Source organism: Arthrobacter sp. K5 (assembly GCF_040448525.1).
Lineage (GTDB): Bacteria > Actinomycetota > Actinomycetes > Actinomycetales > Micrococcaceae > Arthrobacter > Arthrobacter globiformis.
The window spans coordinates 2,757,306-2,783,196 of record NZ_CP159279.1 but is presented as its reverse complement, the minus strand read 5'-3'; the positions used below and the strand labels follow the sequence as shown (position 1 = coordinate 2,783,196).

Genomic DNA, 25,891 nt, shown 5'->3' with positions numbered 1-25,891 from the left:
TGTTGGGTGTGGTTGGTTTTCATGGTTCTCTCGAAAATTACTGATTGATCTTTTGTGGTCAAGTTTTTAAGAGCACACGGTGGATGCCTTGGCATTAGGAGCCGAAGAAGGACGTAGGAATCTGCGATAAGCCTGGGGGAGTCGATAACCGGACTGTGATCCCAGGGTGTCCGAATGGGGAAACCCCGCCAGACGCGCGAGTGATCTGGTGACCCGCATCTGAACACATAGGGTGCGTGGAGGGAACGCGGGGAAGTGAAACATCTCAGTACCCGCAGGAAGAGAAAACAACAGTGATTCCGTTAGTAGTGGCGAGCGAACGCGGATCAGGCTAAACCGACCCATGTGTGATAGCCGGCGGGCGTTGCATGGGCGGGGTTGTGGGACTTGTTGTCCTGGTTCTGCCGGACCGGGGAGGTGTGAGTGCTGGTATAGGTGAACGGTCTTGAAAGGCCGGCCGTAGAGGGTGTGAGCCCCGTAACCGTAATGCTGTGTACCGCCTTTGATGAGTATCCCAAGTAGCACGGGGCCCGAGAAATCCCGTGTGAATCTGTCAGGACCACCTGATAAGCCTAAATACTCCCTAATGACCGATAGCGGACCAGTACCGTGAGGGAAAGGTGAAAAGTACCCCGGGAGGGGAGTGAAACAGTACCTGAAACCGTGTGCTTACAATCCGTCGGAGCAGCCATAGTAGTTGTGACGGCGTGCCTTTTGAAGAATGAGCCTGCGAGTTAGTGTTACGTCGCGAGGTTAACCCGTGTGGGGAAGCCGTAGCGAAAGCGAGTCTGAACAGGGCGTTGCAGTGGCGTGATCTAGACCCGAAGCGAAGTGATCTACCCATGGCCAGGTTGAAGCGACGGTAAGACGTCGTGGAGGACCGAACCCACTTCAGTTGAAAATGGAGGGGATGAGCTGTGGGTAGGGGTGAAAGGCCAATCAAACTTCGTGATAGCTGGTTCTCCCCGAAATGCATTTAGGTGCAGCGTTGCGTGTTTCTTACCGGAGGTAGAGCTACTGGATGGCTAATGGGCCCTACAAGGTTACTGACGTCAGCCAAACTCCGAATGCCGGTAAGTGAGAGCGCAGCAGTGAGACTGTGGGGGATAAGCTTCATAGTCGAGAGGGAAACAGCCCAGACCACCAACTAAGGCCCCTAAGCGTGTGCTAAGTGGGAAAGGATGTGGAGTTGCGAAGACAACCAGGAGGTTGGCTTAGAAGCAGCCATCCTTAAAAGAGTGCGTAATAGCTCACTGGTCAAGTGATTCCGCGCCGACAATGTAGCGGGGCTCAAGTACACCGCCGAAGTTGTGGCATTCACATATTTTCCAAGCCTTTGTGGTTCAGGAGTGTGGATGGGTAGGGGAGCGTCGTGTGGGCGGTGAAGTCGCGGTGTAAACCAGCGGTGGAGCCTACACGAGTGAGAATGCAGGCATGAGTAGCGAAAGACGGGTGAGAAACCCGTCCGCCGGATGATCAAGGGTTCCAGGGTCAAGCTAATCTGCCCTGGGTAAGTCGGGACCTAAGGCGAGGCCGACAGGCGTAGTCGATGGACAACGGGTTGATATTCCCGTACCGGCGAAAAACCGCCCATGTTGAACAGGGGATACTAACCGCCCGAGACCTGCCTGACACCCCTTGTGGGTGAAGGGTTTTGGTGGAGCGCGGGACCTGATCCTGGGAGGCAAGCGTATTAACAGGTGTGACGCAGGAAGGTAGCCGAGCCGGGCGATGGTTGTCCCGGTCCAAGGATGTAGGGCGAACGGTAGGCAAATCCGCTGTTCATGTGCCTGAGATCTGACGGGACTCCCGTAAAGGGGGGATTCGGTGATCCTATGCTGCCTAGAAAAGCATCGGCGCGAGGTTTTAGCCGCCCGTACCCCAAACCGACACAGGTGATCAGGTAGAGAATACTAAGGCGATCGAGAGAATTATGGTTAAGGAACTCGGCAAAATGCCCCCGTAACTTCGGGAGAAGGGGGGCCCCAACCTTGAACGGACCGTGCGTCCGGGAGGGGATCGGGGCCGCAGAGACCAGGGAAGCGACTGTTTACTAAAAACACAGGTCCGTGCGAAGTCGCAAGACGATGTATACGGACTGACTCCTGCCCGGTGCTGGAAGGTTAAGAGGACCGGTTAGCCTCACGGCGAAGCTGAGAATTTAAGCCCCAGTAAACGGCGGTGGTAACTATAACCATCCTAAGGTAGCGAAATTCCTTGTCGGGTAAGTTCCGACCTGCACGAATGGAGTAACGACTTCCCCGCTGTCTCAACCATAAACTCGGCGAAATTGCAGTACGAGTAAAGATGCTCGTTACGCGCAGCAGGACGGAAAGACCCCGAGACCTTTACTATAGTTTGGTATTGGTGTTCGGAGTGGCTTGTGTAGGATAGGTGGGAGACGTTGAAGCCCGGACGCCAGTTCGGGTGGAGTCATCGTTGAAATACCACTCTGGTCACTTTGGACATCTAACTTCGGCCCGTAATCCGGGTCAGGGACAGTGCCTGATGGGTAGTTTAACTGGGGCGGTTGCCTCCTAAAAAGTAACGGAGGCGCCCAAAGGTTCCCTCAGCCTGGTTGGCAATCAGGTGTCGAGTGTAAGTGCACAAGGGAGCTTGACTGTGAGAGAGACATCTCGAGCAGGGACGAAAGTCGGGACTAGTGATCCGGCGGTACATTGTGGAATGGCCGTCGCTCAACGGATAAAAGGTACCTCGGGGATAACAGGCTGATCTTGCCCAAGAGTCCATATCGACGGCATGGTTTGGCACCTCGATGTCGGCTCGTCGCATCCTGGGGCTGGAGTAGGTCCCAAGGGTTGGGCTGTTCGCCCATTAAAGCGGTACGCGAGCTGGGTTTAGAACGTCGTGAGACAGTTCGGTCCCTATCCGCTGCGCGCGCAGGAAATTTGAGAAGGGCTGTCCTTAGTACGAGAGGACCGGGACGGACGAACCTCTGGTGTGTCAGTTGTACTGCCAAGTGCACCGCTGATTAGCTACGTTCGGATGGGATAACCGCTGAAAGCATCTAAGCGGGAAGCTCGCTTCGAGATGAGATTTCCATACACCCTCGGGTGTGAGAGGCCCCCAGCCAGACCACTGGGTTGATAGGCCGGATGTGGAAGCGAGGACTAACGACTCGTGAAGCTGACCGGTACTAATAGGCCGATAACTTACACCACACAAGAACAAAGCATGCTTGCGTCCACTATGTGGTTCCCAACCAACAAACCCGTTGGAACAGGAACCAAAATAAACTGAATAACAACACCACAGTTGTTGTAACCACAAGATTTCCCCCGCACACCCGCACGGGTGTGTGACGGGACACAGGGTTACGGCGGTCATAGCGTGGGGGAAACGCCCGGTCCCATTCCGAACCCGGAAGCTAAGACCCACAGCGCCGATGGTACTGCACCCGGGAGGGTGTGGGAGAGTAGGTCACCGCCGGACAACCATTAGGTCGAGAGCCCCGAACCAGTCATGGTCGGGGCTCTCCCGCATTAAAGCACCCTCCCCAGGGCCCCGGCGCATACGCCGGGGCCGCGCTGGTTAACAGCCCGCGCTGTTTAGAAACCCGCGCTGTTTAAAAACCTGAGCCGTCCAGAAGTCGCCGCCCGGCGGACGTGCCGGCCACGGTGTCAACAGCCGGCCACGGCGCCCGGGGCGGGCCGCGGTGCCAATTGATGCGCCGGCACCGGCTGCGAACCCCATTCTGAAGGCCCTTCGTCCCTCACGTCCCAAGGACCTGCCGGGGCGGGTCCTTGGGTTGCCGGTGCCGGGGCAATGCGGGCAACGCGGCCCGCGGCGCTTCGGTGAGGAACTTCACCCTGGCAGCCTTCCGGACGTTTTGCGGGGGTTGTGGTTTGTGGAGGCTGTTGTTTGCGGAGCCTGTGGTCCATAGCGGCGGGTGCCGGCTGGCGGCGGGCTGGCAGTCTGAGGTGCGGTTGAGCGGGGGAGGACACCTGGTGCGCGGGGCCGTCGGCCCGCCGGCCCCGGGGAACATGCCGGACTGTGACGCGGTCCATAAAACCAATCCGGATCCTGGTTGTCTCCGTTGACCGTCCTGGAGGGGCCAAAAACCGCGGCAGTCCAAGGGTTTCGGTGCGCGTTTCACGTGTTTTCGGCTGGGTTGCTTTGGCGGTGGCGTGGGTGTAATGTTTTCCAAGTCGCCGCGAGGGAGACAGCGAAGAGCTGGTAACCGCGGGCGGCCAAACCCCCGAAATCAAGACCAAAATCTGGTGACTCTTTTAGATCGCTCGAACTTGGTGGGGCTGGTTTGTTTGCCGGTGCGGGTCCTGAAACACGGATTTGCGTCGGGGAGTGAAACCGGGTAAGTTTGAAAAGTTGCTCCGGAGCGATCCTGAACGTTGGTTTGGGTGGTGCCGGGTGTGTCTGTTGTTTGAGAACTCAATAGTGTGCCAAGTTTGTTGATACCGATTTTTTTATGAATTGGTTGATTGTGCCGGGCTGCCCACCCCCGTGGTGTGGCCTGGTGTTTTTAGCTGGTTTCAAATTTTGTGCAGCCTTCGTTCCTGTTATTTCCGGGGGTGTTGGTTGTGTCTGTTTTACTTCAACGGAGAGTTTGATCCTGGCTCAGGATGAACGCTGGCGGCGTGCTTAACACATGCAAGTCGAACGATGATCCGGTGCTTGCACCGGGGATTAGTGGCGAACGGGTGAGTAACACGTGAGTAACCTGCCCTTGACTCTGGGATAAGCCTGGGAAACTGGGTCTAATACCGGATATGACTCCTCATCGCATGGTGGGGGGTGGAAAGCTTTTTGTGGTTTTGGATGGACTCGCGGCCTATCAGCTTGTTGGTGAGGTAATGGCTCACCAAGGCGACGACGGGTAGCCGGCCTGAGAGGGTGACCGGCCACACTGGGACTGAGACACGGCCCAGACTCCTACGGGAGGCAGCAGTGGGGAATATTGCACAATGGGCGAAAGCCTGATGCAGCGACGCCGCGTGAGGGATGACGGCCTTCGGGTTGTAAACCTCTTTCAGTAGGGAAGAAGCGAAAGTGACGGTACCTGCAGAAGAAGCGCCGGCTAACTACGTGCCAGCAGCCGCGGTAATACGTAGGGCGCAAGCGTTATCCGGAATTATTGGGCGTAAAGAGCTCGTAGGCGGTTTGTCGCGTCTGCCGTGAAAGTCCGGGGCTCAACTCCGGATCTGCGGTGGGTACGGGCAGACTAGAGTGATGTAGGGGAGACTGGAATTCCTGGTGTAGCGGTGAAATGCGCAGATATCAGGAGGAACACCGATGGCGAAGGCAGGTCTCTGGGCATTAACTGACGCTGAGGAGCGAAAGCATGGGGAGCGAACAGGATTAGATACCCTGGTAGTCCATGCCGTAAACGTTGGGCACTAGGTGTGGGGGACATTCCACGTTTTCCGCGCCGTAGCTAACGCATTAAGTGCCCCGCACTGGGGAGTACGGCCGCAAGGCTAAAACTCAAAGGAATTGACGGGGGCCCGCACAAGCGGCGGAGCATGCGGATTAATTCGATGCAACGCGAAGAACCTTACCAAGGCTTGACATGGACCGGACCGCCGCAGAAATGTGGTTTCTCCTTTTGGGGCCGGTTCACAGGTGGTGCATGGTTGTCGTCAGCTCGTGTCGTGAGATGTTGGGTTAAGTCCCGCAACGAGCGCAACCCTCGTTCCATGTTGCCAGCGCGTAATGGCGGGGACTCATGGGAGACTGCCGGGGTCAACTCGGAGGAAGGTGGGGACGACGTCAAATCATCATGCCCCTTATGTCTTGGGCTTCACGCATGCTACAATGGCCGGTACAAAGGGTTGCGATACTGTGAGGTGGAGCTAATCCCAAAAAGCCGGTCTCAGTTCGGATTGGGGTCTGCAACTCGACCCCATGAAGTCGGAGTCGCTAGTAATCGCAGATCAGCAACGCTGCGGTGAATACGTTCCCGGGCCTTGTACACACCGCCCGTCAAGTCACGAAAGTTGGTAACACCCGAAGCCGGTGGCCTAACCCCTTGTGGGAGGGAGCCGTCGAAGGTGGGACTGGCGATTGGGACTAAGTCGTAACAAGGTAGCCGTACCGGAAGGTGCGGCTGGATCACCTCCTTTCTAAGGAGCACCTACAGTCTCTGCGGCCCGTGTAGGCGGGTGTGGAGGGGTTGTCAGGAGTAAAGGCCCGTTGCGCAGACGTTTGTTCTGCGGCGGGTGCTCATGGGTGGAATATCAACGGATAGCGGCCGCGTGTTTTTCCTGTGTTTAGTACGGATGGGTTCCCTGTGGGGGTTTGTCCTGGAACGGTGCGGGTGGGGGATGCGTGGTTTAGTGTTTGGCACACTGTTGGGTCCTGAGGCAACAGGGCCGGGGAGGCTGCGGTTTTTGGCCGTGTTTTCCCGGGGCTTGTTTGTTTCTGGTTTCCTGGCTGCACCGGTCATGCGCGTTGGCCCCTTTGGGGGGTTGTGTGTGGGGTGTGTGGTACGGGGTTGTTGTTTGAGAACTACATAGTGGACGCGAGCATCTTTTATAAGAAGCAATTTCCAAGAATATGAACCTGGATCTGGCTGCGCGTGATGATGGCTTCCTTTTTTGGGGGTGGTTGTTGGGTGTGGTTGGTTTTCATGGTTCTCTCGAAAATTACTGATTGATCTTTTGTGGTCAAGTTTTTAAGAGCACACGGTGGATGCCTTGGCATTAGGAGCCGAAGAAGGACGTAGGAATCTGCGATAAGCCTGGGGGAGTCGATAACCGGACTGTGATCCCAGGGTGTCCGAATGGGGAAACCCCGCCAGACGCGCGAGTGATCTGGTGACCCGCATCTGAACACATAGGGTGCGTGGAGGGAACGCGGGGAAGTGAAACATCTCAGTACCCGCAGGAAGAGAAAACAACAGTGATTCCGTTAGTAGTGGCGAGCGAACGCGGATCAGGCTAAACCGACCCATGTGTGATAGCCGGCGGGCGTTGCATGGGCGGGGTTGTGGGACTTGTTGTCCTGGTTCTGCCGGACCGGGGAGGTGTGAGTGCTGGTATAGGTGAACGGTCTTGAAAGGCCGGCCGTAGAGGGTGTGAGCCCCGTAACCGTAATGCTGTGTACCGCCTTTGATGAGTATCCCAAGTAGCACGGGGCCCGAGAAATCCCGTGTGAATCTGTCAGGACCACCTGATAAGCCTAAATACTCCCTAATGACCGATAGCGGACCAGTACCGTGAGGGAAAGGTGAAAAGTACCCCGGGAGGGGAGTGAAACAGTACCTGAAACCGTGTGCTTACAATCCGTCGGAGCAGCCATAGTAGTTGTGACGGCGTGCCTTTTGAAGAATGAGCCTGCGAGTTAGTGTTACGTCGCGAGGTTAACCCGTGTGGGGAAGCCGTAGCGAAAGCGAGTCTGAACAGGGCGTTGCAGTGGCGTGATCTAGACCCGAAGCGAAGTGATCTACCCATGGCCAGGTTGAAGCGACGGTAAGACGTCGTGGAGGACCGAACCCACTTCAGTTGAAAATGGAGGGGATGAGCTGTGGGTAGGGGTGAAAGGCCAATCAAACTTCGTGATAGCTGGTTCTCCCCGAAATGCATTTAGGTGCAGCGTTGCGTGTTTCTTACCGGAGGTAGAGCTACTGGATGGCTAATGGGCCCTACAAGGTTACTGACGTCAGCCAAACTCCGAATGCCGGTAAGTGAGAGCGCAGCAGTGAGACTGTGGGGGATAAGCTTCATAGTCGAGAGGGAAACAGCCCAGACCACCAACTAAGGCCCCTAAGCGTGTGCTAAGTGGGAAAGGATGTGGAGTTGCGAAGACAACCAGGAGGTTGGCTTAGAAGCAGCCATCCTTAAAAGAGTGCGTAATAGCTCACTGGTCAAGTGATTCCGCGCCGACAATGTAGCGGGGCTCAAGTACACCGCCGAAGTTGTGGCATTCACATATTTTCCAAGCCTTTGTGGTTCAGGAGTGTGGATGGGTAGGGGAGCGTCGTGTGGGCGGTGAAGTCGCGGTGTAAACCAGCGGTGGAGCCTACACGAGTGAGAATGCAGGCATGAGTAGCGAAAGACGGGTGAGAAACCCGTCCGCCGGATGATCAAGGGTTCCAGGGTCAAGCTAATCTGCCCTGGGTAAGTCGGGACCTAAGGCGAGGCCGACAGGCGTAGTCGATGGACAACGGGTTGATATTCCCGTACCGGCGAAAAACCGCCCATGTTGAACAGGGGATACTAACCGCCCGAGACCTGCCTGACACCCCTTGTGGGTGAAGGGTTTTGGTGGAGCGCGGGACCTGATCCTGGGAGGCAAGCGTATTAACAGGTGTGACGCAGGAAGGTAGCCGAGCCGGGCGATGGTTGTCCCGGTCCAAGGATGTAGGGCGAACGGTAGGCAAATCCGCTGTTCATGTGCCTGAGATCTGACGGGACTCCCGTAAAGGGGGGATTCGGTGATCCTATGCTGCCTAGAAAAGCATCGGCGCGAGGTTTTAGCCGCCCGTACCCCAAACCGACACAGGTGATCAGGTAGAGAATACTAAGGCGATCGAGAGAATTATGGTTAAGGAACTCGGCAAAATGCCCCCGTAACTTCGGGAGAAGGGGGGCCCCAACCTTGAACGGACCGTGCGTCCGGGAGGGGATCGGGGCCGCAGAGACCAGGGGGAAGCGACTGTTTACTAAAAACACAGGTCCGTGCGAAGTCGCAAGACGATGTATACGGACTGACTCCTGCCCGGTGCTGGAAGGTTAAGAGGACCGGTTAGCCTCACGGCGAAGCTGAGAATTTAAGCCCCAGTAAACGGCGGTGGTAACTATAACCATCCTAAGGTAGCGAAATTCCTTGTCGGGTAAGTTCCGACCTGCACGAATGGAGTAACGACTTCCCCGCTGTCTCAACCATAAACTCGGCGAAATTGCAGTACGAGTAAAGATGCTCGTTACGCGCAGCAGGACGGAAAGACCCCGAGACCTTTACTATAGTTTGGTATTGGTGTTCGGAGTGGCTTGTGTAGGATAGGTGGGAGACGTTGAAGCCCGGACGCCAGTTCGGGTGGAGTCATCGTTGAAATACCACTCTGGTCACTTTGGACATCTAACTTCGGCCCGTAATCCGGGTCAGGGACAGTGCCTGATGGGTAGTTTAACTGGGGCGGTTGCCTCCTAAAAAGTAACGGAGGCGCCCAAAGGTTCCCTCAGCCTGGTTGGCAATCAGGTGTCGAGTGTAAGTGCACAAGGGAGCTTGACTGTGAGAGAGACATCTCGAGCAGGGACGAAAGTCGGGACTAGTGATCCGGCGGTACATTGTGGAATGGCCGTCGCTCAACGGATAAAAGGTACCTCGGGGATAACAGGCTGATCTTGCCCAAGAGTCCATATCGACGGCATGGTTTGGCACCTCGATGTCGGCTCGTCGCATCCTGGGGCTGGAGTAGGTCCCAAGGGTTGGGCTGTTCGCCCATTAAAGCGGTACGCGAGCTGGGTTTAGAACGTCGTGAGACAGTTCGGTCCCTATCCGCTGCGCGCGCAGGAAATTTGAGAAGGGCTGTCCTTAGTACGAGAGGACCGGGACGGACGAACCTCTGGTGTGTCAGTTGTACTGCCAAGTGCACCGCTGATTAGCTACGTTCGGATGGGATAACCGCTGAAAGCATCTAAGCGGGAAGCTCGCTTCGAGATGAGATTTCCATACACCCTCGGGTGTGAGAGGCCCCCAGCCAGACCACTGGGTTGATAGGCCGGATGTGGAAGCGAGGACTAACGACTCGTGAAGCTGACCGGTACTAATAGGCCGATAACTTACACCACACAAGAACAAAGCATGCTTGCGTCCACTATGTGGTTCCCAACCAACAAACCCGTTGGAACAGGAACCAAAATAAACTGAATAACAACACCACAGTTGTTGTAACCACAAGATTTCCCCCGCACACCCGCACGGGTGTGTGACGGGACACAGGGTTACGGCGGTCATAGCGTGGGGGAAACGCCCGGTCCCATTCCGAACCCGGAAGCTAAGACCCACAGCGCCGATGGTACTGCACCCGGGAGGGTGTGGGAGAGTAGGTCACCGCCGGACAACCATTAGGTCGAGAGCCCCGAACCAGTCATGGTCGGGGCTCTCCCGCATTTAAAGCACCCTCCCCCAGGGCCCCGGCGCATACGCCGGGGCCCTGGCTGGTTAACAGCCCGCGCTGTTTAGAAACCCGCGCTGTTTAAAAACCTGAGCCGTCCAGAAGTCGCCGCCCGGCGGACGTGCCGGCCACGGTGTCAACAGCCGGCCACGGCGCCCGGGGCGGGCCGCGGTGCCAATTGATGCGCCGGCACCGGCTGCGAACCCCATTCTGAAGGCCCTTCGTCCCTCACGTCCCAAGGACCTGCCGGGGCGGGTCCTTGGGTTGCCGGTGCCGGGGCAATGCGGGCAACGCGGCCCGCGGCGCTTCGGTGAGGAACTTCACCCTGGCAGCCTTCCGGACGTTTTGCGGGGGTTGTGGTTTGTGGAGGCTGTTGTTTGCGGAGCCTGTGGTCCATAGCGGCGGGTGCCGGCTGGCGGCGGGCTGGCAGTCTGAGGTGCGGTTGAGCGGGGGAGGACACCTGGTGCGCGGGGCCGTCGGCCCGCCGGCCCCGGGGAACATGCCGGACTGTGACGCGGTCCATAAAACCAATCCGGATCCTGGTTGTCTCCGTTGACCGTCCTGGAGGGGCCAAAAACCGCGGCAGTCCAAGGGTTTCGGTGCGCGTTTCACGTGTTTTCGGCTGGGTTGCTTTGGCGGTGGCGTGGGTGTAATGTTTTCCAAGTCGCCGCGAGGGAGACAGCGAAGAGCTGGTAACCGCGGGCGGCCAAACCCCCGAAATCAAGACCAAAATCTGGTGACTCTTTTAGATCGCTCGAACTTGGTGGGGCTGGTTTGTTTGCCGGTGCGGGTCCTGAAACACGGATTTGCGTCGGGGAGTGAAACCGGGTAAGTTTGAAAAGTTGCTCCGGAGCGATCCTGAACGTTGGTTTGGGTGGTGCCGGGTGTGTCTGTTGTTTGAGAACTCAATAGTGTGCCAAGTTTGTTGATACCGATTTTTTTATGAATTGGTTGATTGTGCCGGGCTGCCCACCCCCGTGGTGTGGCCTGGTGTTTTTAGCTGGTTTCAAATTTTGTGCAGCCTTCGTTCCTGTTATTTCCGGGGTGTTGGTTGTGTCTGTTTTACTTCAACGGAGAGTTTGATCCTGGCTCAGGATGAACGCTGGCGGCGTGCTTAACACATGCAAGTCGAACGATGATCCGGTGCTTGCACCGGGGATTAGTGGCGAACGGGTGAGTAACACGTGAGTAACCTGCCCTTGACTCTGGGATAAGCCTGGGAAACTGGGTCTAATACCGGATATGACTCCTCATCGCATGGTGGGGGTGGAAAGCTTTGTGGTTTTGGATGGACTCGCGGCCTATCAGCTTGTTGGTGAGGTAATGGCTCACCAAGGCGACGACGGGTAGCCGGCCTGAGAGGGTGACCGGCCACACTGGGACTGAGACACGGCCCAGACTCCTACGGGAGGCAGCAGTGGGGAATATTGCACAATGGGCGAAAGCCTGATGCAGCGACGCCGCGTGAGGGATGACGGCCTTCGGGTTGTAAACCTCTTTCAGTAGGGAAGAAGCGAAAGTGACGGTACCTGCAGAAGAAGCGCCGGCTAACTACGTGCCAGCAGCCGCGGTAATACGTAGGGCGCAAGCGTTATCCGGAATTATTGGGCGTAAAGAGCTCGTAGGCGGTTTGTCGCGTCTGCCGTGAAAGTCCGGGGCTCAACTCCGGATCTGCGGTGGGTACGGGCAGACTAGAGTGATGTAGGGGAGACTGGAATTCCTGGTGTAGCGGTGAAATGCGCAGATATCAGGAGGAACACCGATGGCGAAGGCAGGTCTCTGGGCATTAACTGACGCTGAGGAGCGAAAGCATGGGGAGCGAACAGGATTAGATACCCTGGTAGTCCATGCCGTAAACGTTGGGCACTAGGTGTGGGGGACATTCCACGTTTTCCGCGCCGTAGCTAACGCATTAAGTGCCCCGCCTGGGGAGTACGGCCGCAAGGCTAAAACTCAAAGGAATTGACGGGGGCCCGCACAAGCGGCGGAGCATGCGGATTAATTCGATGCAACGCGAAGAACCTTACCAAGGCTTGACATGGACCGGACCGCCGCAGAAATGTGGTTTCTCCTTTTGGGGCCGGTTCACAGGTGGTGCATGGTTGTCGTCAGCTCGTGTCGTGAGATGTTGGGTTAAGTCCCGCAACGAGCGCAACCCTCGTTCCATGTTGCCAGCGCGTAATGGCGGGGACTCATGGGAGACTGCCGGGGTCAACTCGGAGGAAGGTGGGGACGACGTCAAATCATCATGCCCCTTATGTCTTGGGCTTCACGCATGCTACAATGGCCGGTACAAAGGGTTGCGATACTGTGAGGTGGAGCTAATCCCAAAAAGCCGGTCTCAGTTCGGATTGGGGTCTGCAACTCGACCCCATGAAGTCGGAGTCGCTAGTAATCGCAGATCAGCAACGCTGCGGTGAATACGTTCCCGGGCCTTGTACACACCGCCCGTCAAGTCACGAAAGTTGGTAACACCCGAAGCCGGTGGCCTAACCCCTTGTGGGAGGGAGCCGTCGAAGGTGGGACTGGCGATTGGGACTAAGTCGTAACAAGGTAGCCGTACCGGAAGGTGCGGCTGGATCACCTCCTTTCTAAGGAGCACCTACAGTCTCTGCGGCCCGTGTAGGCGGGTGTGGAGGGGTTGTCAGGAGTAAAGGCCCGTTGCGCAGACGTTTGTTCTGCGGCGGGTGCTCATGGGTGGAATATCAACGGATAGCGGCCGCGTGTTTTTCCTGTGTTTAGTACGGATGGGTTCCCTGTGGGGGTTTGTCCTGGAACGGTGCGGGTGGGGGATGCGTGGTTTAGTGTTTGGCACACTGTTGGGTCCTGAGGCAACAGGGCCGGGGAGGCTGCGGTTTTTGGCCGTGTTTTCCCGGGGCTTGTTTGTTTCTGGTTTCCTGGCTGCACCGGTCATGCGCGTTGGCCCCTTTGGGGGGTTGTGTGTGGGGTGTGTGGTACGGGGTTGTTGTTTGAGAACTACATAGTGGACGCGAGCATCTTTTATAAGAAGCAATTTCCAAGAATATGAACCTGGATCTGGCTGCGCGTGATGATGGCTTCCTTTTTGGGGGTGGTTGTTGGGTGTGGTTGGTTTTCATGGTTCTCTCGAAAATTACTGATTGATCTTTTGTGGTCAAGTTTTTAAGAGCACACGGTGGATGCCTTGGCATTAGGAGCCGAAGAAGGACGTAGGAATCTGCGATAAGCCTGGGGGAGTCGATAACCGGACTGTGATCCCAGGGTGTCCGAATGGGGAAACCCCGCCAGACGCGCGAGTGATCTGGTGACCCGCATCTGAACACATAGGGTGCGTGGAGGGAACGCGGGGAAGTGAAACATCTCAGTACCCGCAGGAAGAGAAAACAACAGTGATTCCGTTAGTAGTGGCGAGCGAACGCGGATCAGGCTAAACCGACCCATGTGTGATAGCCGGCGGGCGTTGCATGGGCGGGGTTGTGGGACTTGTTGTCCTGGTTCTGCCGGACCGGGGAGGTGTGAGTGCTGGTATAGGTGAACGGTCTTGAAAGGCCGGCCGTAGAGGGTGTGAGCCCCGTAACCGTAATGCTGTGTACCGCCTTTGATGAGTATCCCAAGTAGCACGGGGCCCGAGAAATCCCGTGTGAATCTGTCAGGACCACCTGATAAGCCTAAATACTCCCTAATGACCGATAGCGGACCAGTACCGTGAGGGAAAGGTGAAAAGTACCCCGGGAGGGGAGTGAAACAGTACCTGAAACCGTGTGCTTACAATCCGTCGGAGCAGCCATAGTAGTTGTGACGGCGTGCCTTTTGAAGAATGAGCCTGCGAGTTAGTGTTACGTCGCGAGGTTAACCCGTGTGGGGAAGCCGTAGCGAAAGCGAGTCTGAACAGGGCGTTGCAGTGGCGTGATCTAGACCCGAAGCGAAGTGATCTACCCATGGCCAGGTTGAAGCGACGGTAAGACGTCGTGGAGGACCGAACCCACTTCAGTTGAAAATGGAGGGGATGAGCTGTGGGTAGGGGTGAAAGGCCAATCAAACTTCGTGATAGCTGGTTCTCCCCGAAATGCATTTAGGTGCAGCGTTGCGTGTTTCTTACCGGAGGTAGAGCTACTGGATGGCTAATGGGCCCTACAAGGTTACTGACGTCAGCCAAACTCCGAATGCCGGTAAGTGAGAGCGCAGCAGTGAGACTGTGGGGGATAAGCTTCATAGTCGAGAGGGAAACAGCCCAGACCACCAACTAAGGCCCCTAAGCGTGTGCTAAGTGGGAAAGGATGTGGAGTTGCGAAGACAACCAGGAGGTTGGCTTAGAAGCAGCCATCCTTAAAAGAGTGCGTAATAGCTCACTGGTCAAGTGATTCCGCGCCGACAATGTAGCGGGGCTCAAGTACACCGCCGAAGTTGTGGCATTCACATATTTTCCAAGCCTTTGTGGTTCAGGAGTGTGGATGGGTAGGGGAGCGTCGTGTGGGCGGTGAAGTCGCGGTGTAAACCAGCGGTGGAGCCTACACGAGTGAGAATGCAGGCATGAGTAGCGAAAGACGGGTGAGAAACCCGTCCGCCGGATGATCAAGGGTTCCAGGGTCAAGCTAATCTGCCCTGGGTAAGTCGGGACCTAAGGCGAGGCCGACAGGCGTAGTCGATGGACAACGGGTTGATATTCCCGTACCGGCGAAAAACCGCCCATGTTGAACAGGGGATACTAACCGCCCGAGACCTGCCTGACACCCCTTGTGGGTGAAGGGTTTTGGTGGAGCGCGGGACCTGATCCTGGGAGGCAAGCGTATTAACAGGTGTGACGCAGGAAGGTAGCCGAGCCGGGCGATGGTTGTCCCGGTCCAAGGATGTAGGGCGAACGGTAGGCAAATCCGCTGTTCATGTGCCTGAGATCTGACGGGACTCCCGTAAAGGGGGGATTCGGTGATCCTATGCTGCCTAGAAAAGCATCGGCGCGAGGTTTTAGCCGCCCGTACCCCAAACCGACACAGGTGATCAGGTAGAGAATACTAAGGCGATCGAGAGAATTATGGTTAAGGAACTCGGCAAAATGCCCCCGTAACTTCGGGAGAAGGGGGGCCCCAACCTTGAACGGACCGTGCGTCCGGGAGGGGATCGGGGCCGCAGAGACCAGGGGGAAGCGACTGTTTACTAAAAACACAGGTCCGTGCGAAGTCGCAAGACGATGTATACGGACTGACTCCTGCCCGGTGCTGGAAGGTTAAGAGGACCGGTTAGCCTCACGGCGAAGCTGAGAATTTAAGCCCCAGTAAACGGCGGTGGTAACTATAACCATCCTAAGGTAGCGAAATTCCTTGTCGGGTAAGTTCCGACCTGCACGAATGGAGTAACGACTTCCCCGCTGTCTCAACCATAAACTCGGCGAAATTGCAGTACGAGTAAAGATGCTCGTTACGCGCAGCAGGACGGAAAGACCCCGAGACCTTTACTATAGTTTGGTATTGGTGTTCGGAGTGGCTTGTGTAGGATAGGTGGGAGACGTTGAAGCCCGGACGCCAGTTCGGGTGGAGTCATCGTTGAAATACCACTCTGGTCACTTTGGACATCTAACTTCGGCCCGTAATCCGGGTCAGGGACAGTGCCTGATGGGTAGTTTAACTGGGGCGGTTGCCTCCTAAAAAGTAACGGAGGCGCCCAAAGGTTCCCTCAGCCTGGTTGGCAATCAGGTGTCGAGTGTAAGTGCACAAGGGAGCTTGACTGTGAGAGAGACATCTCGAGCAGGGACGAAAGTCGGGACTAGTGATCCGGCGGTACATTGTGGAATGGCCGTCGCTCAACGGATAAAAGGTACCTCGGGGATAACAGGCTGATCTTGCCCAAGAGTCCATATCGACGGCATGGTTTGGCACCTCGATGTCGGCTCGTCGCATCCTGGGGCTGGAGTAGGTCCCAAGGGTTGGGCTGTTCGCCCATTAAAGCGGTACGCGAGCTGGGTTTAGAACGTCGTGAGACAGTTCGGTCCCTATCCGCTGCGCGCGCAGGAAATTTGAGAAGGGCTGTCCTTAGTACGAGAGGACCGGGACGGACGAACCTCTGGTGTGTCAGTTGTACTGCCAAGTGCACCGCTGATTAGCTACGTTCGGATGGGATAACCGCTGAAAGCATCTAAGCGGGAAGCTCGCTTCGAGATGAGATTTCCATACACCCTCGGGTGTGAGAGGCCCCCAGCCAGACCACTGGGTTGATAGGCCGGATGTGGAAGCGAGGACTAACGACTCGTGAAGCTGACCGGTACTAATAGGCCGATAACTTACACCACACAAGAACAAAGCATGCTTGCGTCCACTATGTGGTTCCCAACCAACAAACCCGTTGGAACAGGAACCAAAATAAACTGAATAACAACACCACAGTTGTTGTAACCACAAGATTTCCCCCGCACACCCGCACGGGTGTGTGACGGGACACAGGGTTACGGCGGTCATAGCGTGGGGGAAACGCCCGGTCCCATTCCGAACCCGGAAGCTAAGACCCACAGCGCCGATGGTACTGCACCCGGGAGGGTGTGGGAGAGTAGGTCACCGCCGGACAACCATTAGGTCGAGAGCCCCGAACCAGTCATGGTCGGGGCTCTCCCGCATTTAAACCCGGCTTTCACAGCACCGGGCGCGCCTGGTCTCGACAGGGCCAACTAACGGACCACTCACACAGGCTCCCGCACATCCCCGCCAATGAGTGAGGAGGCGACGGGATGTGAGGAAGCGTCGGGAGTGAGGCGACTGGACGTGAGGAAGCGTCGGGAGTGAGGCGGCGGGATGTGAGGAAGCGTCGGGAATGAGGCGACGGGATGTGAGGAAGCGTCGGGAGTGAGGCGGCGGGATGTGAGGAAGCGTCCGGCGGGGCGGCGCCTGAAAGCCAAGACGGACCAGGGCATAGGGCCGCTTTTGGCTGGAAATCCTTGAAATACCGGTGATTTAGGTCAAAAAGTCGCGGAAACACGCGGAATTTATCCCCCTCCCGGGTGCAAGCTGGTAAGTTTTCGAACAGTGGCTTGCACGCACGCCGCATGCAGGCTCCAGTATCAAGAGCGTCCAGGAGGACATACATGGCTAAGAACCGTAGTGAACTTGTTTCAGAGGTAGCAGGCAAGGCCGGCACCAGCCAGGCAGCCGTCAACTCCGTGCTCGATGCACTGTTCGAGGTTTTCGAATCTTCTGTCGCCGCCGGCGAGAAGATCACCATCCCGGGCTGGCTCGCAGTTGAGCGCACCGACCGTGCAGCCCGCACTGGCCGCAACCCGCAGACCGGCGAGACCATCCAGATTGCAGCCGGCCACAGCGTCAAGCTGACCGCAGGCTCCAAGCTGAAGGCCGCTGTCTCCAAGAAGTAGTCTTTCGCAGCTCAGAGGAGCGGCAACCCGCGGGTTGCCGCTCCTCTCGCTTTTAACCCCCGATCCGCCAAATCCTCGATTCGCCGCGTTGGCGACGGTAGCGGACAATGGATAGGTGCCCTCAGCAGCAAAGCCCCTCACTCCGCAACCCGCGCCCGATTCGGGCACGCGGGCCACTGACAGTGCCTTTGGCATCCAGCGGGCCTGGCAGGCGGCCGCACTGGGTGCCCTCTTCGTGGGGCTGGTGGCCGCCTTGCTGTTCTCCGGCGCCGCGGCCGCCCGTGAAGTTTCCGACCCCGGTGCGCTGGTGCGTTGGGGCCTGCCGGTGAGCAAGGCCATCCACAATGTCTCCCTTGCCGCTGTAGTGGGCGGGCTCATCTTCGCTGCAGGTATCCTGCCGCACAAGCTCGGCGGTGCGCGGTCGAAGGACAGCGACACGCCCGAGCACCCCGCCTTCGCCCGCGCCCTGGCCATCGCGGCAGCCGCAGGCGTGGCCTGGACGCTGTCCGCCATCGCCGTCCTGGTGCTGACTTACTCTGATGTGGCGGGGCAGGGCATCTCCGGGGATGCCGAGTTCACCCGTGCCCTGGTCTTCTTCATGACAGACATTGAAACCGGTCGCGCCTGGCTGGCTGTCACGATCATCGCCGCCGTCGTGACGACCGCCCTCTTCGGGGTGCGTTCCCTGACCGGCCTGGTGTTTACGCTGCTGCTGGCACTGATCGGCCTGGTCCCCACCGCGCTGATCGGCCACTCCGCGAGCTCCAGCGACCACGAGGGGGCCATCAACTCGCTGGGCCTGCACCTTGTGGGCGTCAGCGTCTGGGTGGGCGGCATCATCCTGCTCGCCCTCCTCTCCGGCATCCTCGCCCCACGCAGCCAGCCCCGCAGCAGCCTGGCGTCCCAGCCGGGCGTCCACGACATCACCGAACCGGTTCTCCGCCGGTTCTCGTCACTGGCGGGGTTCGCCTTTGCGCTGGTGTTCGCATCGGGCGTGATCAACGCCAGCATCCGCGTGACCAGCTGGGCTGACCTCTTCGGCTCGGCCTACGGGCAGCTGATCCTCGCGAAGTCCGCCGCCACACTGGTACTGGGCGGAATCGGCTTCATGCACCGGCAGTGGGTCATCCCGCAGCTGGCCCGCGCGGGGGCTTCCATGTCCGCGCGTCGCGTGCTCTGGCAGCTGATTCTCATCGAACTCCTCATTATGGGCGCCACGTCCGGCATCGCAGTCGCGCTGGGCCGGTCAGCGCCGCCGGAACCAACAACCTATGCGGCGGACGCCTCGCCGGCGTTCATCCTCTCCGGCTACGAGCTGCCCCCGGAATTGACGCCCGAACGCTGGTTGACTGAATGGCGCCTGGACTGGCTCTGGATCGCCGTCGCCGTCTTCGGCCTGGTGTCCTACCTCCTGGGCGTCGCGAAGGTCCGCGCGCGCGGGGACAAGTGGGCCTGGTTCCGCACCACAAACTGGATCATTGGCCTGCTGGTGCTGACCTACATCACGTCCGGACCGCCGTCGGTATACGGCCGCGTACTGTTCTCCGCGCACATGGTGGACCATATGGCCCTCACCATGGTTGCACCGATCTTCCTGGTGCTCGGCGCCCCCGTGACGCTTGCGCTCCGGGCCCTGCCGGCACGGAAGGACGGGTCCCGCGGCCTCCGCGAATGGCTCCTGCTGTTCGTCCACTCGAAGTTCTCCCAGGTGGTCACCCACCCGCTGTTCGCCGCCGCCAACTTCGCCGGCTCCATCGTGCTGTTCTACTACTCGGATGCCTTCAGCCTCGCGATGCGCGAACACGTGGGCCACGAACTGATGAACCTGCACTTTGCGCTGACAGGCTACATCTTCGTGCTCAGCATGATCGGCACCGACCCGCTTCCCCGCCGCGCGCCATACCCCCTGCGGCTCCTGCTCCTGCTGGCCACCATGGGCTTCCACGCCTTCTTCGGCGTGGCCATCATGGGCGGCACCAACCTGCTGGCCGCCGACTACTTCGGCAACCTCGGCCGCAGCTGGGGAGGCTCGGCCCTGCTGGACCAGCAAATGGGCGGTGCCGTGGCCTGGGGCATCGGCGAGGTGCCCACCCTGCTGGTGGCGATCGGCGTCGCCATCATGTGGTCAAGGTCCGATGAACGCGAAACCCGGCGCACCGACCGGGCCGCGGACAGGAATAACGACGCCGATCTCACCGCTTACAACGATATGTTTGCCAAATTGGCTGAACGCGACGCCAAGCTGGCTGAACGCAACTCAAAGCTGGAAGGACGCTGATGAGCGAAACCGTACGCACCCACCTCCGGGTCCGCGCCTCCGAACTGGTGGGCCGCAACTGGCTGAACACCGGCGGCAAGTCTTTGGACCTGGAGGCCCTGCGCGGCAAGATCGTGCTCCTGGACTTCTGGACCTTCTGCTGCATCAACTGCCTTCACGTGCTGGACGAGCTCCGCCCGCTGGAGGAAAAGTACTCCGACGTCCTGGTCACCGTGGGCGTGCATTCCCCGAAGTTCGAGCACGAGGCCGATCCCGTCGCGCTGGCCGCCGCCGTGGAGCGCTACGAAATCCACCATCCCGTCCTGGACGACCCCGAACTGGAAACGTGGAAGGCCTATACGGCCCGCGCCTGGCCCACGCTGGTTGTCATTGACCCCGAGGGCTACATCGTGGCGCACCTGTCGGGCGAAGGCCATGCTGACGGCCTGGGCGTGCTCATTCCCGAGCTGATCGCCGAGCACGAGGCCCGCGGCACCCTGCACCGCGGCAACGGCCCGTACGTGGCCCCGGAGCCGACGTCGGGAACCCTGCGCTTCCCGGGCAAGGCGCTCTACCTTCCGTCCGGCCGTGGTTCAGCTTCCGCCAGGTCAGCCTCCGACGCCGGTGCTGCCGCCGGCGCCGCTGACGCCGGCACCTGGCTTGTCACGGATACCGGCCACCACCGCGTTCTGGAGCTCGGCACCGACTTCCACACCGTGCTGAGCACATACGGTTCCGGGGAGAAGGGCCACGCCGACGGTGCCGCCGGCACCGCGCGGTTCAACGAACCGCAGGGTCTTGTCCTGCTGCCGGAAGACGTGGCAGCGAAGACGGGCTACGACGTCGTAATTGCCGACTCCGTCAACCATCGCCTGCGGGGGCTGTCGCTCGCGGACGGATCCGTCACTACCCTCGCCGGCAGCGGCGTGCAGCGGCTCCTCGAAACCGGGCCCGCCCGCGTGGACGAGGACGCGGCCGGGTTCACCGGACGTTTGGGCGACCACCCCCTGGACGTGGCGCTCAGCTCGCCGTGGGATGTCGTCTGGTCCAGCAAGCTGAACGCCGTGGTGATCGCCATGGCCGGTGTGCACCAGATCTTCAGCTACGAACCGCTCACCGGGGATGTCTCGATCCTCGCCGGCAACGGGCTGGAAGGGCTGCTCGACGGGCCCGCACACGAAGCCTGGTTCGCGCAGCCCTCCGGCCTGGCAGAGGACGCCGACGGAAACGTCTGGGTGGCGGACTCGGAGACTTCTGCCCTGCGCAAGCTGGTGATCAGCGACGACGGCGCAGTCACCGTTGAATCAGCGGTGGGCAAGGGCCTCTTCGACTTCGGCTTCCGGGACGGCGAGGCGTCCGAGGCGCGCCTGCAGCATCCGCTGGGCGTCACCGTGCTGCCGGACGGGTCCGTGGCCATTGCGGACACCTACAACGGTGCTGTCCGCCGCTACGATCCGGCAGCCGGCACCGTGTCCACGCTGGCGCGGGGCCTGGCCGAGCCGTCCGACGTGATCGTCGACCACACCCAGGTGGCCGGCTCTGAGCCGCTTCTGGTGGTGGTCGAAGCGAACAAGCACCAGCTTGTCTACGTGCCCATCCCCAAGGAAGCCCAGCAGGTGGACGAGGGCGCCGTCCAGACGCACCGGCCCAAGAGCCCTGTGGCGCCCGGTCTGATGGAGCTCACTGTCCGCTTCACGGCCCCCACAGGCCAAAAACTCGATGACCGCTGGGGCGACCCCACCCAGATGAAGATCTCCTCCACCCCGCCGGAGCTGCTCGTGTCCGGTGCCGGGACCTCCGTGGGCCTTCTCCGTACGCTCGAGCTGTCCTCCGACGTTCCGGAGGGCATCCTGCACATTACGGCCCGCGCAGCTGCCTGCGACGGCCCGGAAACCGAAGACGGCGAGATCCCCGACCACGCCGCCTGCCACCTGTACCAGCAGGACTGGGGCATTCCCGTGGTGCTGCAGGCCGACGGCGACACCGACCTGGTGCTGGACCTGCGCGGCATGGACTAATCCCGGCACGGTGCATCGGCTGCCGTTCGTGAACGCTGTTTCGGCGTCACGGGCGGCAGCCTTTCGCGTCAACAGGGGGAGGCGTGCGCCGGAAACTCGCGGCCAGTGAACAGCCCAAGACTCAAAATCGTGCCCGGCGTGACGGCCCGGAAGTCCACATAGGGGAAATGGCGGGTGCCTGGGCGTCCGCTGCGCGTGCACGATGGCGGCATGGACGTAATTCAGGCGCTCAGCCTATGTGGCGGCGTGGCCAGGCGGCCGGTGCTGGCCGGCCTTGGTGTCAGCGATGCTGCCCTGCGCAGGGCAGTGCGTGGAGGCCTCCTGCAGCCTGCCCGCGGACTCTATGCACTCCCGTCTGCGGCCCCGTCCGCCGTGGCGCTGCTCAGCCGCCGTCAACTCCTTACCTGCATCAGCGCGGCGCCGTTCTACGGGCTGTGGACGGTGGCGCCAGCTGGGCTGCTGCATGTCCACCACCGCCGGGAGGTGGCTGCTGAGGGCGAGGTTGCCCACCGGGAGCTGAGCCTGCCGCCACACCCTCACCGCCCCGTCGCAGCCCTGGGCGACGTCCTGATCCACGCACTGCGCTGCCTGCCTCCACGCGAGTCGCTCGTGATGGTGGAGTGCGCGGTGGGGCGGGGTGACATTTCCCTGCAGTTCCTGCGGGAGCGGTTGCCGGGCAGGCGCAACGGCAAGGCCCGTCAGATGCTGGAGTGGGTGGACCGTGGCGCCGAATCGCTCCTCGAAACGTTAGCCCGGACCACGTTCCGCAGGGCCGGCATCCACGTCGAGGCACAGGTGTACATCGAGGGGGTCGGCTATGTTGACCTGCTGCTCGAGGGCTGGCTCGTGGTGGAACTCGACGGCAGGCACCACAGCGACTGGGCACAGGTGAAGAAGGACCACCACCGGAATAACAAATCGGTGGTCCAAGGGTACACGGTGCTCCGTTACTACTACGCAGACGTGGTCCACCGGCCCGAACACATGCTGGCCGAGGTCCTGGCAGTCCTCGCGGGGCAAGGGGGAGCGCGGCCAGCAACCCGGTGAGCGGGGCAGCCGTCACGCCATGCGGGTTTTTGGCCCGGGACGGTGCATTGTGCCCTGGATTGGCGGGGCTGGACGGGATGAGGTGCGCGAAAAAGCCGCTCTGCGTGACGCGGGACGACGCGGGAGGACGCGGGACGACGGGAGGACGCGGGGTGACGCCGGCCGGACGCAGCCCCTAGAAGGTGAGCAGGGGCGTGACCTTGATGGTGTCCCCGTCGATGTCCAGCCGGGTGGTGAAGCTGAAATCGTGCTCCACGTCCAGGGGCGAGACGGCTCCGGTGAACAGATCGACCTGCTCGGCCGTGATCTTAGCCTTGCCGTCCAGCGGCGCCACCACCCACCTGCCGTCGAAAGGCTCGATGGTGATTTTCGGGTACTCGGTGATGCTCCACTTGATGGTGCCGTCCACCACGCGGTTGTTGGTCACGTGGTAGAACGGGCAGTCGGGCTGGAGCTTTTGCTGCTGGCCGGCTTCCGCCGCGCACTTGTCGAGGAACTCCTTGACCCGGGCGGACACCGCCTGGTTGAGTTCGTCCGTGGCATGCGTCAGCAGGTTCAGCGGGGCAGCAGGAGCTTCCCGTCCCGAGACTGTGGCCCGCGTGGGGGGAGCTGCGAAGTACTGGCCGTTGAGGGACGCCTCATACTCGCCCGGGTAGAACACCGCGAAGCTGTTGTGCCCGCCCGGCATGTTCACCGGCACGCCGTTCATGGTTGCCTCGCTGGAGTTCACCACCGTCACGTCGACGGTGGGGAGGGTGCTCGGCACGAAGGACCACTTATGGAAGAACAGCCATTCGGTGCCGGTGCTCTCCAGCAGGAACTCGGTGTGCAGCTGGCTGCCGTCGATGGTGTAGTCCATCGGCACCATCACCCGGTTGCCGCCGCGGCCCACTGCTGCGCCGAGCTTGACGTTCGTGATCCGCGACGCCGACGTCTGCAGGGCAGTTCCGTCGAGCATGGCTGCGTCGGCGTCCGGCACCGACGCGCGGAGCAGGCCAAGCGCCCGCTCCCCTTCGCCGTGCTGCAGAGCCTCCAGATATTCGCGCACGGGCTGCTGCGGACTGGCCACGGAGGAGTTGACCAGATTGACCGAAACGATGGACCCAACGATGGCAAGCATGAGGCCCAGCAGCCACCCGGCCGCCGTCTTCACCAACGCTTGACTCATTTGCACGCACCCCACGTTACCTGCAACGCCACGCAACTCTGGAGTGCGGCCGGTCCCCATGACGCCCGCCCAACGCGCAGGAACGCACGACGGCGGGGCCCCACCCGCCGCTTTCGGCGCTGCCTGCGGCTAGCGGCGGCGCCGGGACGAGGTGCCGAAAACGCTCCGCAGGAGCTCCCGGCCGAGCTGCGTTCCCATGGACCGCGCCATGCTTTTCAGGCCGCTGCCAAGGACCCCGCCGAGGGCGCCGGTGATGTCGTCCATCATGCTGCCGGACTGGGGAGCCTGGCGCCTGGCCGGGGCCGGAGGTACGGACCCGCCATCGGGCTGGCCGGTACTGGGCTGCCTGCTGCTGGGACGGCCGAGGATCTCCTCCTCAATGCGGCGCGCTTCGTCGTCGATGGCTGTGGGATCAGGATTGCCCGGGACGAACACTTCGGGCGATGGCGACGGCGGCTGCCCGGGTGCCGCGGCCCCTGTGGACGCCGCGGCCTTGCCAGTCAGCTTCTCGTACGCCGAGACGTTGTCCACCGCAGTGCCATACTTCGCGAGCAGCGCAGACCCTGCCACGGTGCTCCTGACCAGTTCGACGGCGCTGGGACCCATGACGGATTCCGGCGCCCGGAGACGGGTCAGGGCAACCGGCGTCGGGGCTCCGCGCTCGTTCATCACCGTGATGACGGCTTCGCCGATGCCCGCGGACGTCAGGGTTTCCTCGAGGTCATAGTCGCTGACCGGGAACGTGGAGACCGTGGCCTTGAGGGCCTTCGCGTCCTCCGGGGTGAAAGCCCTGAGGGCGTGCTGGACGCGGTTGGCCAGCTGTCCGAGGACGTCCGCCGGAACATCCTTCGGGGTCTGCGTGACGAAGAAGATGCCCACACCCTTGGAGCGGATCAGGCGGACGGTGGTGGTGATGGCTTCCAGGAAAGCCCTGGAGGCGTCGTTGAAGAGCAGATGCGCCTCGTCGAGGAAGAACACCAGCTTGGGCCGGTCGAGATCGCCGGCCTCGGGCAGGTCCTCGAACAGGTCCGCGAGCAGCCACATGAGGAACGTGGAGAAAACCATCGGCTTGGTCTGCAGGGTGGGCAGCTCCAGGCAGCTGATGACGCCACGCCCGTCCGGCGCCGTGCGGAGCAGCTCGGCGGTGTCGAACTCGGGCTCGCCGAAGAAACGCTCCATGCCCTGCGCCTCGAGTGTCACCAGCTCGCGCAGGATGACGCCGGCGGTGGCCTTGGACAGGCCGCCCAGCTCCTTGAGCGTTTCCTTGCCCTCATCGGAGATGAGGAACTGGATGACGGCTCGCAGGTCCTTCAGGTCCACCAGCTCGAGGTTGTTCTTGTCCGCAAAGTGGAACACGAGCTGGAGGCTGGATTCCTGCGTGTCGTTGAGCTCCAGCACCCGGGAGAGCAGGATGGGCCCGAACGATGTAATGGTGGCGCGGACCGGGATGCCGTCGCCATCCCCGCCAAGGGCCAGGAACTCCACCGGAAACGTCTTTCCTGACCAGGCCTGCCCGATGCTCTCGGTACGCTTGGCCAGCTTGTCGCTTCCGGCCGCCGCCGTGGCAAGCCCGGAGAGGTCGCCCTTGATGTCTGCCAGGAATACGGGCACCCCGGCGGCCGAGAGCTGTTCGGCCATCATGTGCAAGGTGACTGTCTTGCCAGTGCCGGTGGCACCGGCCACGAGCCCGTGCCGGTTCATCATGGACAGCGGCAGCCGGACGGGAGCTTCCTTGTGCAGTTCGCCGTCGACGATGGCGGCGCCCAGTTCGATGGTGGCACCCTCCAGGGCATAGCCCTTTTGGATGGTGGCTACTTTATCTGCAGTGGACTTGTTGGCCATGCCGACAGCTTAGCCGCGGGAATCCAGATCTCTGGTGAAAGCCAGGAAATTGATGGTTTCGGGATGGGGAGCCTCAGCTAGATATTGAGTAGAGCGTCCATAAAACAGGTACGGAAACACGCAAAGTCGAGTG

Annotated in this window: 6 protein-coding genes and 8 rRNA genes; 12 read left to right on the top strand and 2 right to left on the bottom strand. The window is 60.3% G+C overall.

Going from position 1 to position 25,891, the window contains the following annotated elements:
* Positions 1–56: 56 nt before the first annotated feature.
* From ABRP34_RS12545 to ABRP34_RS12490, 12 genes are all read left to right on the top strand, one after another.
* Positions 57–3,182, top strand: a 23S ribosomal RNA gene (locus ABRP34_RS12545).
* 154 nt (positions 3,183–3,336) lie between these two features.
* Positions 3,337–3,453 (top strand): 5S ribosomal RNA (rrf, locus tag ABRP34_RS12540).
* Between the two features lie 1,120 nt (positions 3,454–4,573).
* Positions 4,574–6,101: ribosomal RNA gene (locus ABRP34_RS12535) — 16S ribosomal RNA — on the top strand.
* A 541-nt stretch (positions 6,102–6,642) separates the two neighbouring features.
* Positions 6,643–9,770: ribosomal RNA gene (locus ABRP34_RS12530) — 23S ribosomal RNA — on the top strand.
* Between the two features lie 154 nt (positions 9,771–9,924).
* Positions 9,925–10,041 (top strand): 5S ribosomal RNA (gene rrf, locus ABRP34_RS12525).
* A 1,122-nt stretch (positions 10,042–11,163) separates the two neighbouring features.
* A 16S ribosomal RNA gene (locus tag ABRP34_RS12520) occupies positions 11,164–12,687 on the top strand.
* A 540-nt stretch (positions 12,688–13,227) separates the two neighbouring features.
* A 23S ribosomal RNA gene (locus tag ABRP34_RS12515) occupies positions 13,228–16,355 on the top strand.
* A 154-nt stretch (positions 16,356–16,509) separates the two neighbouring features.
* Positions 16,510–16,626 (top strand): 5S ribosomal RNA (rrf, locus tag ABRP34_RS12510).
* Together the 16S, 23S and 5S rRNA genes form the textbook arrangement of a ribosomal RNA operon.
* Positions 16,627–17,141: 515 nt before the next feature.
* Positions 17,142–17,426, top strand: a complete 285-nt coding sequence (locus ABRP34_RS12505; RefSeq protein WP_003803320.1) for an HU family DNA-binding protein — start codon at positions 17,142–17,144, stop codon at positions 17,424–17,426.
* Positions 17,427–17,541: 115 nt separating this feature from the next.
* On the top strand, positions 17,542–19,704 hold the full coding sequence (locus tag ABRP34_RS12500) for a cytochrome c oxidase assembly protein (protein WP_353710432.1): 2,163 nt from the start codon (positions 17,542–17,544) through the stop codon (positions 19,702–19,704).
* On the top strand, positions 19,704–21,701 hold the full coding sequence (locus ABRP34_RS12495) for an NHL domain-containing thioredoxin family protein (RefSeq protein ID WP_353710431.1): 1,998 nt from the start codon (positions 19,704–19,706) through the stop codon (positions 21,699–21,701). The genes ABRP34_RS12500 and ABRP34_RS12495 overlap by 1 nt, the downstream gene beginning before the upstream one ends.
* Before the next feature lie 210 nt (positions 21,702–21,911).
* Positions 21,912–22,748 carry a DUF559 domain-containing protein gene (locus ABRP34_RS12490; RefSeq protein WP_353710430.1) on the top strand — a complete coding sequence of 279 codons (837 nt, stop codon included), beginning with the start codon at positions 21,912–21,914 and terminating at the stop codon, positions 22,746–22,748.
* A gap of 175 nt (positions 22,749–22,923) precedes the next feature.
* On the opposite strand, the gene ABRP34_RS12485 is transcribed toward ABRP34_RS12490, so the two are convergent.
* Together ABRP34_RS12485 and ABRP34_RS12480 are read right to left on the bottom strand one after the other, a co-directional pair.
* Complete coding sequence (locus ABRP34_RS12485) at positions 22,924–23,916, bottom strand: hypothetical protein (RefSeq protein WP_175304992.1); 993 nt, start codon at positions 23,914–23,916, stop codon at positions 22,924–22,926.
* Positions 23,917–24,045: 129 nt separating this feature from the next.
* Positions 24,046–25,758 carry a helicase HerA-like domain-containing protein gene (locus ABRP34_RS12480; protein WP_353710429.1) on the bottom strand — a complete coding sequence of 571 codons (1,713 nt, stop codon included), beginning with the start codon at positions 25,756–25,758 and terminating at the stop codon, positions 24,046–24,048.
* Positions 25,759–25,891: the final 133 nt, after the last annotated feature.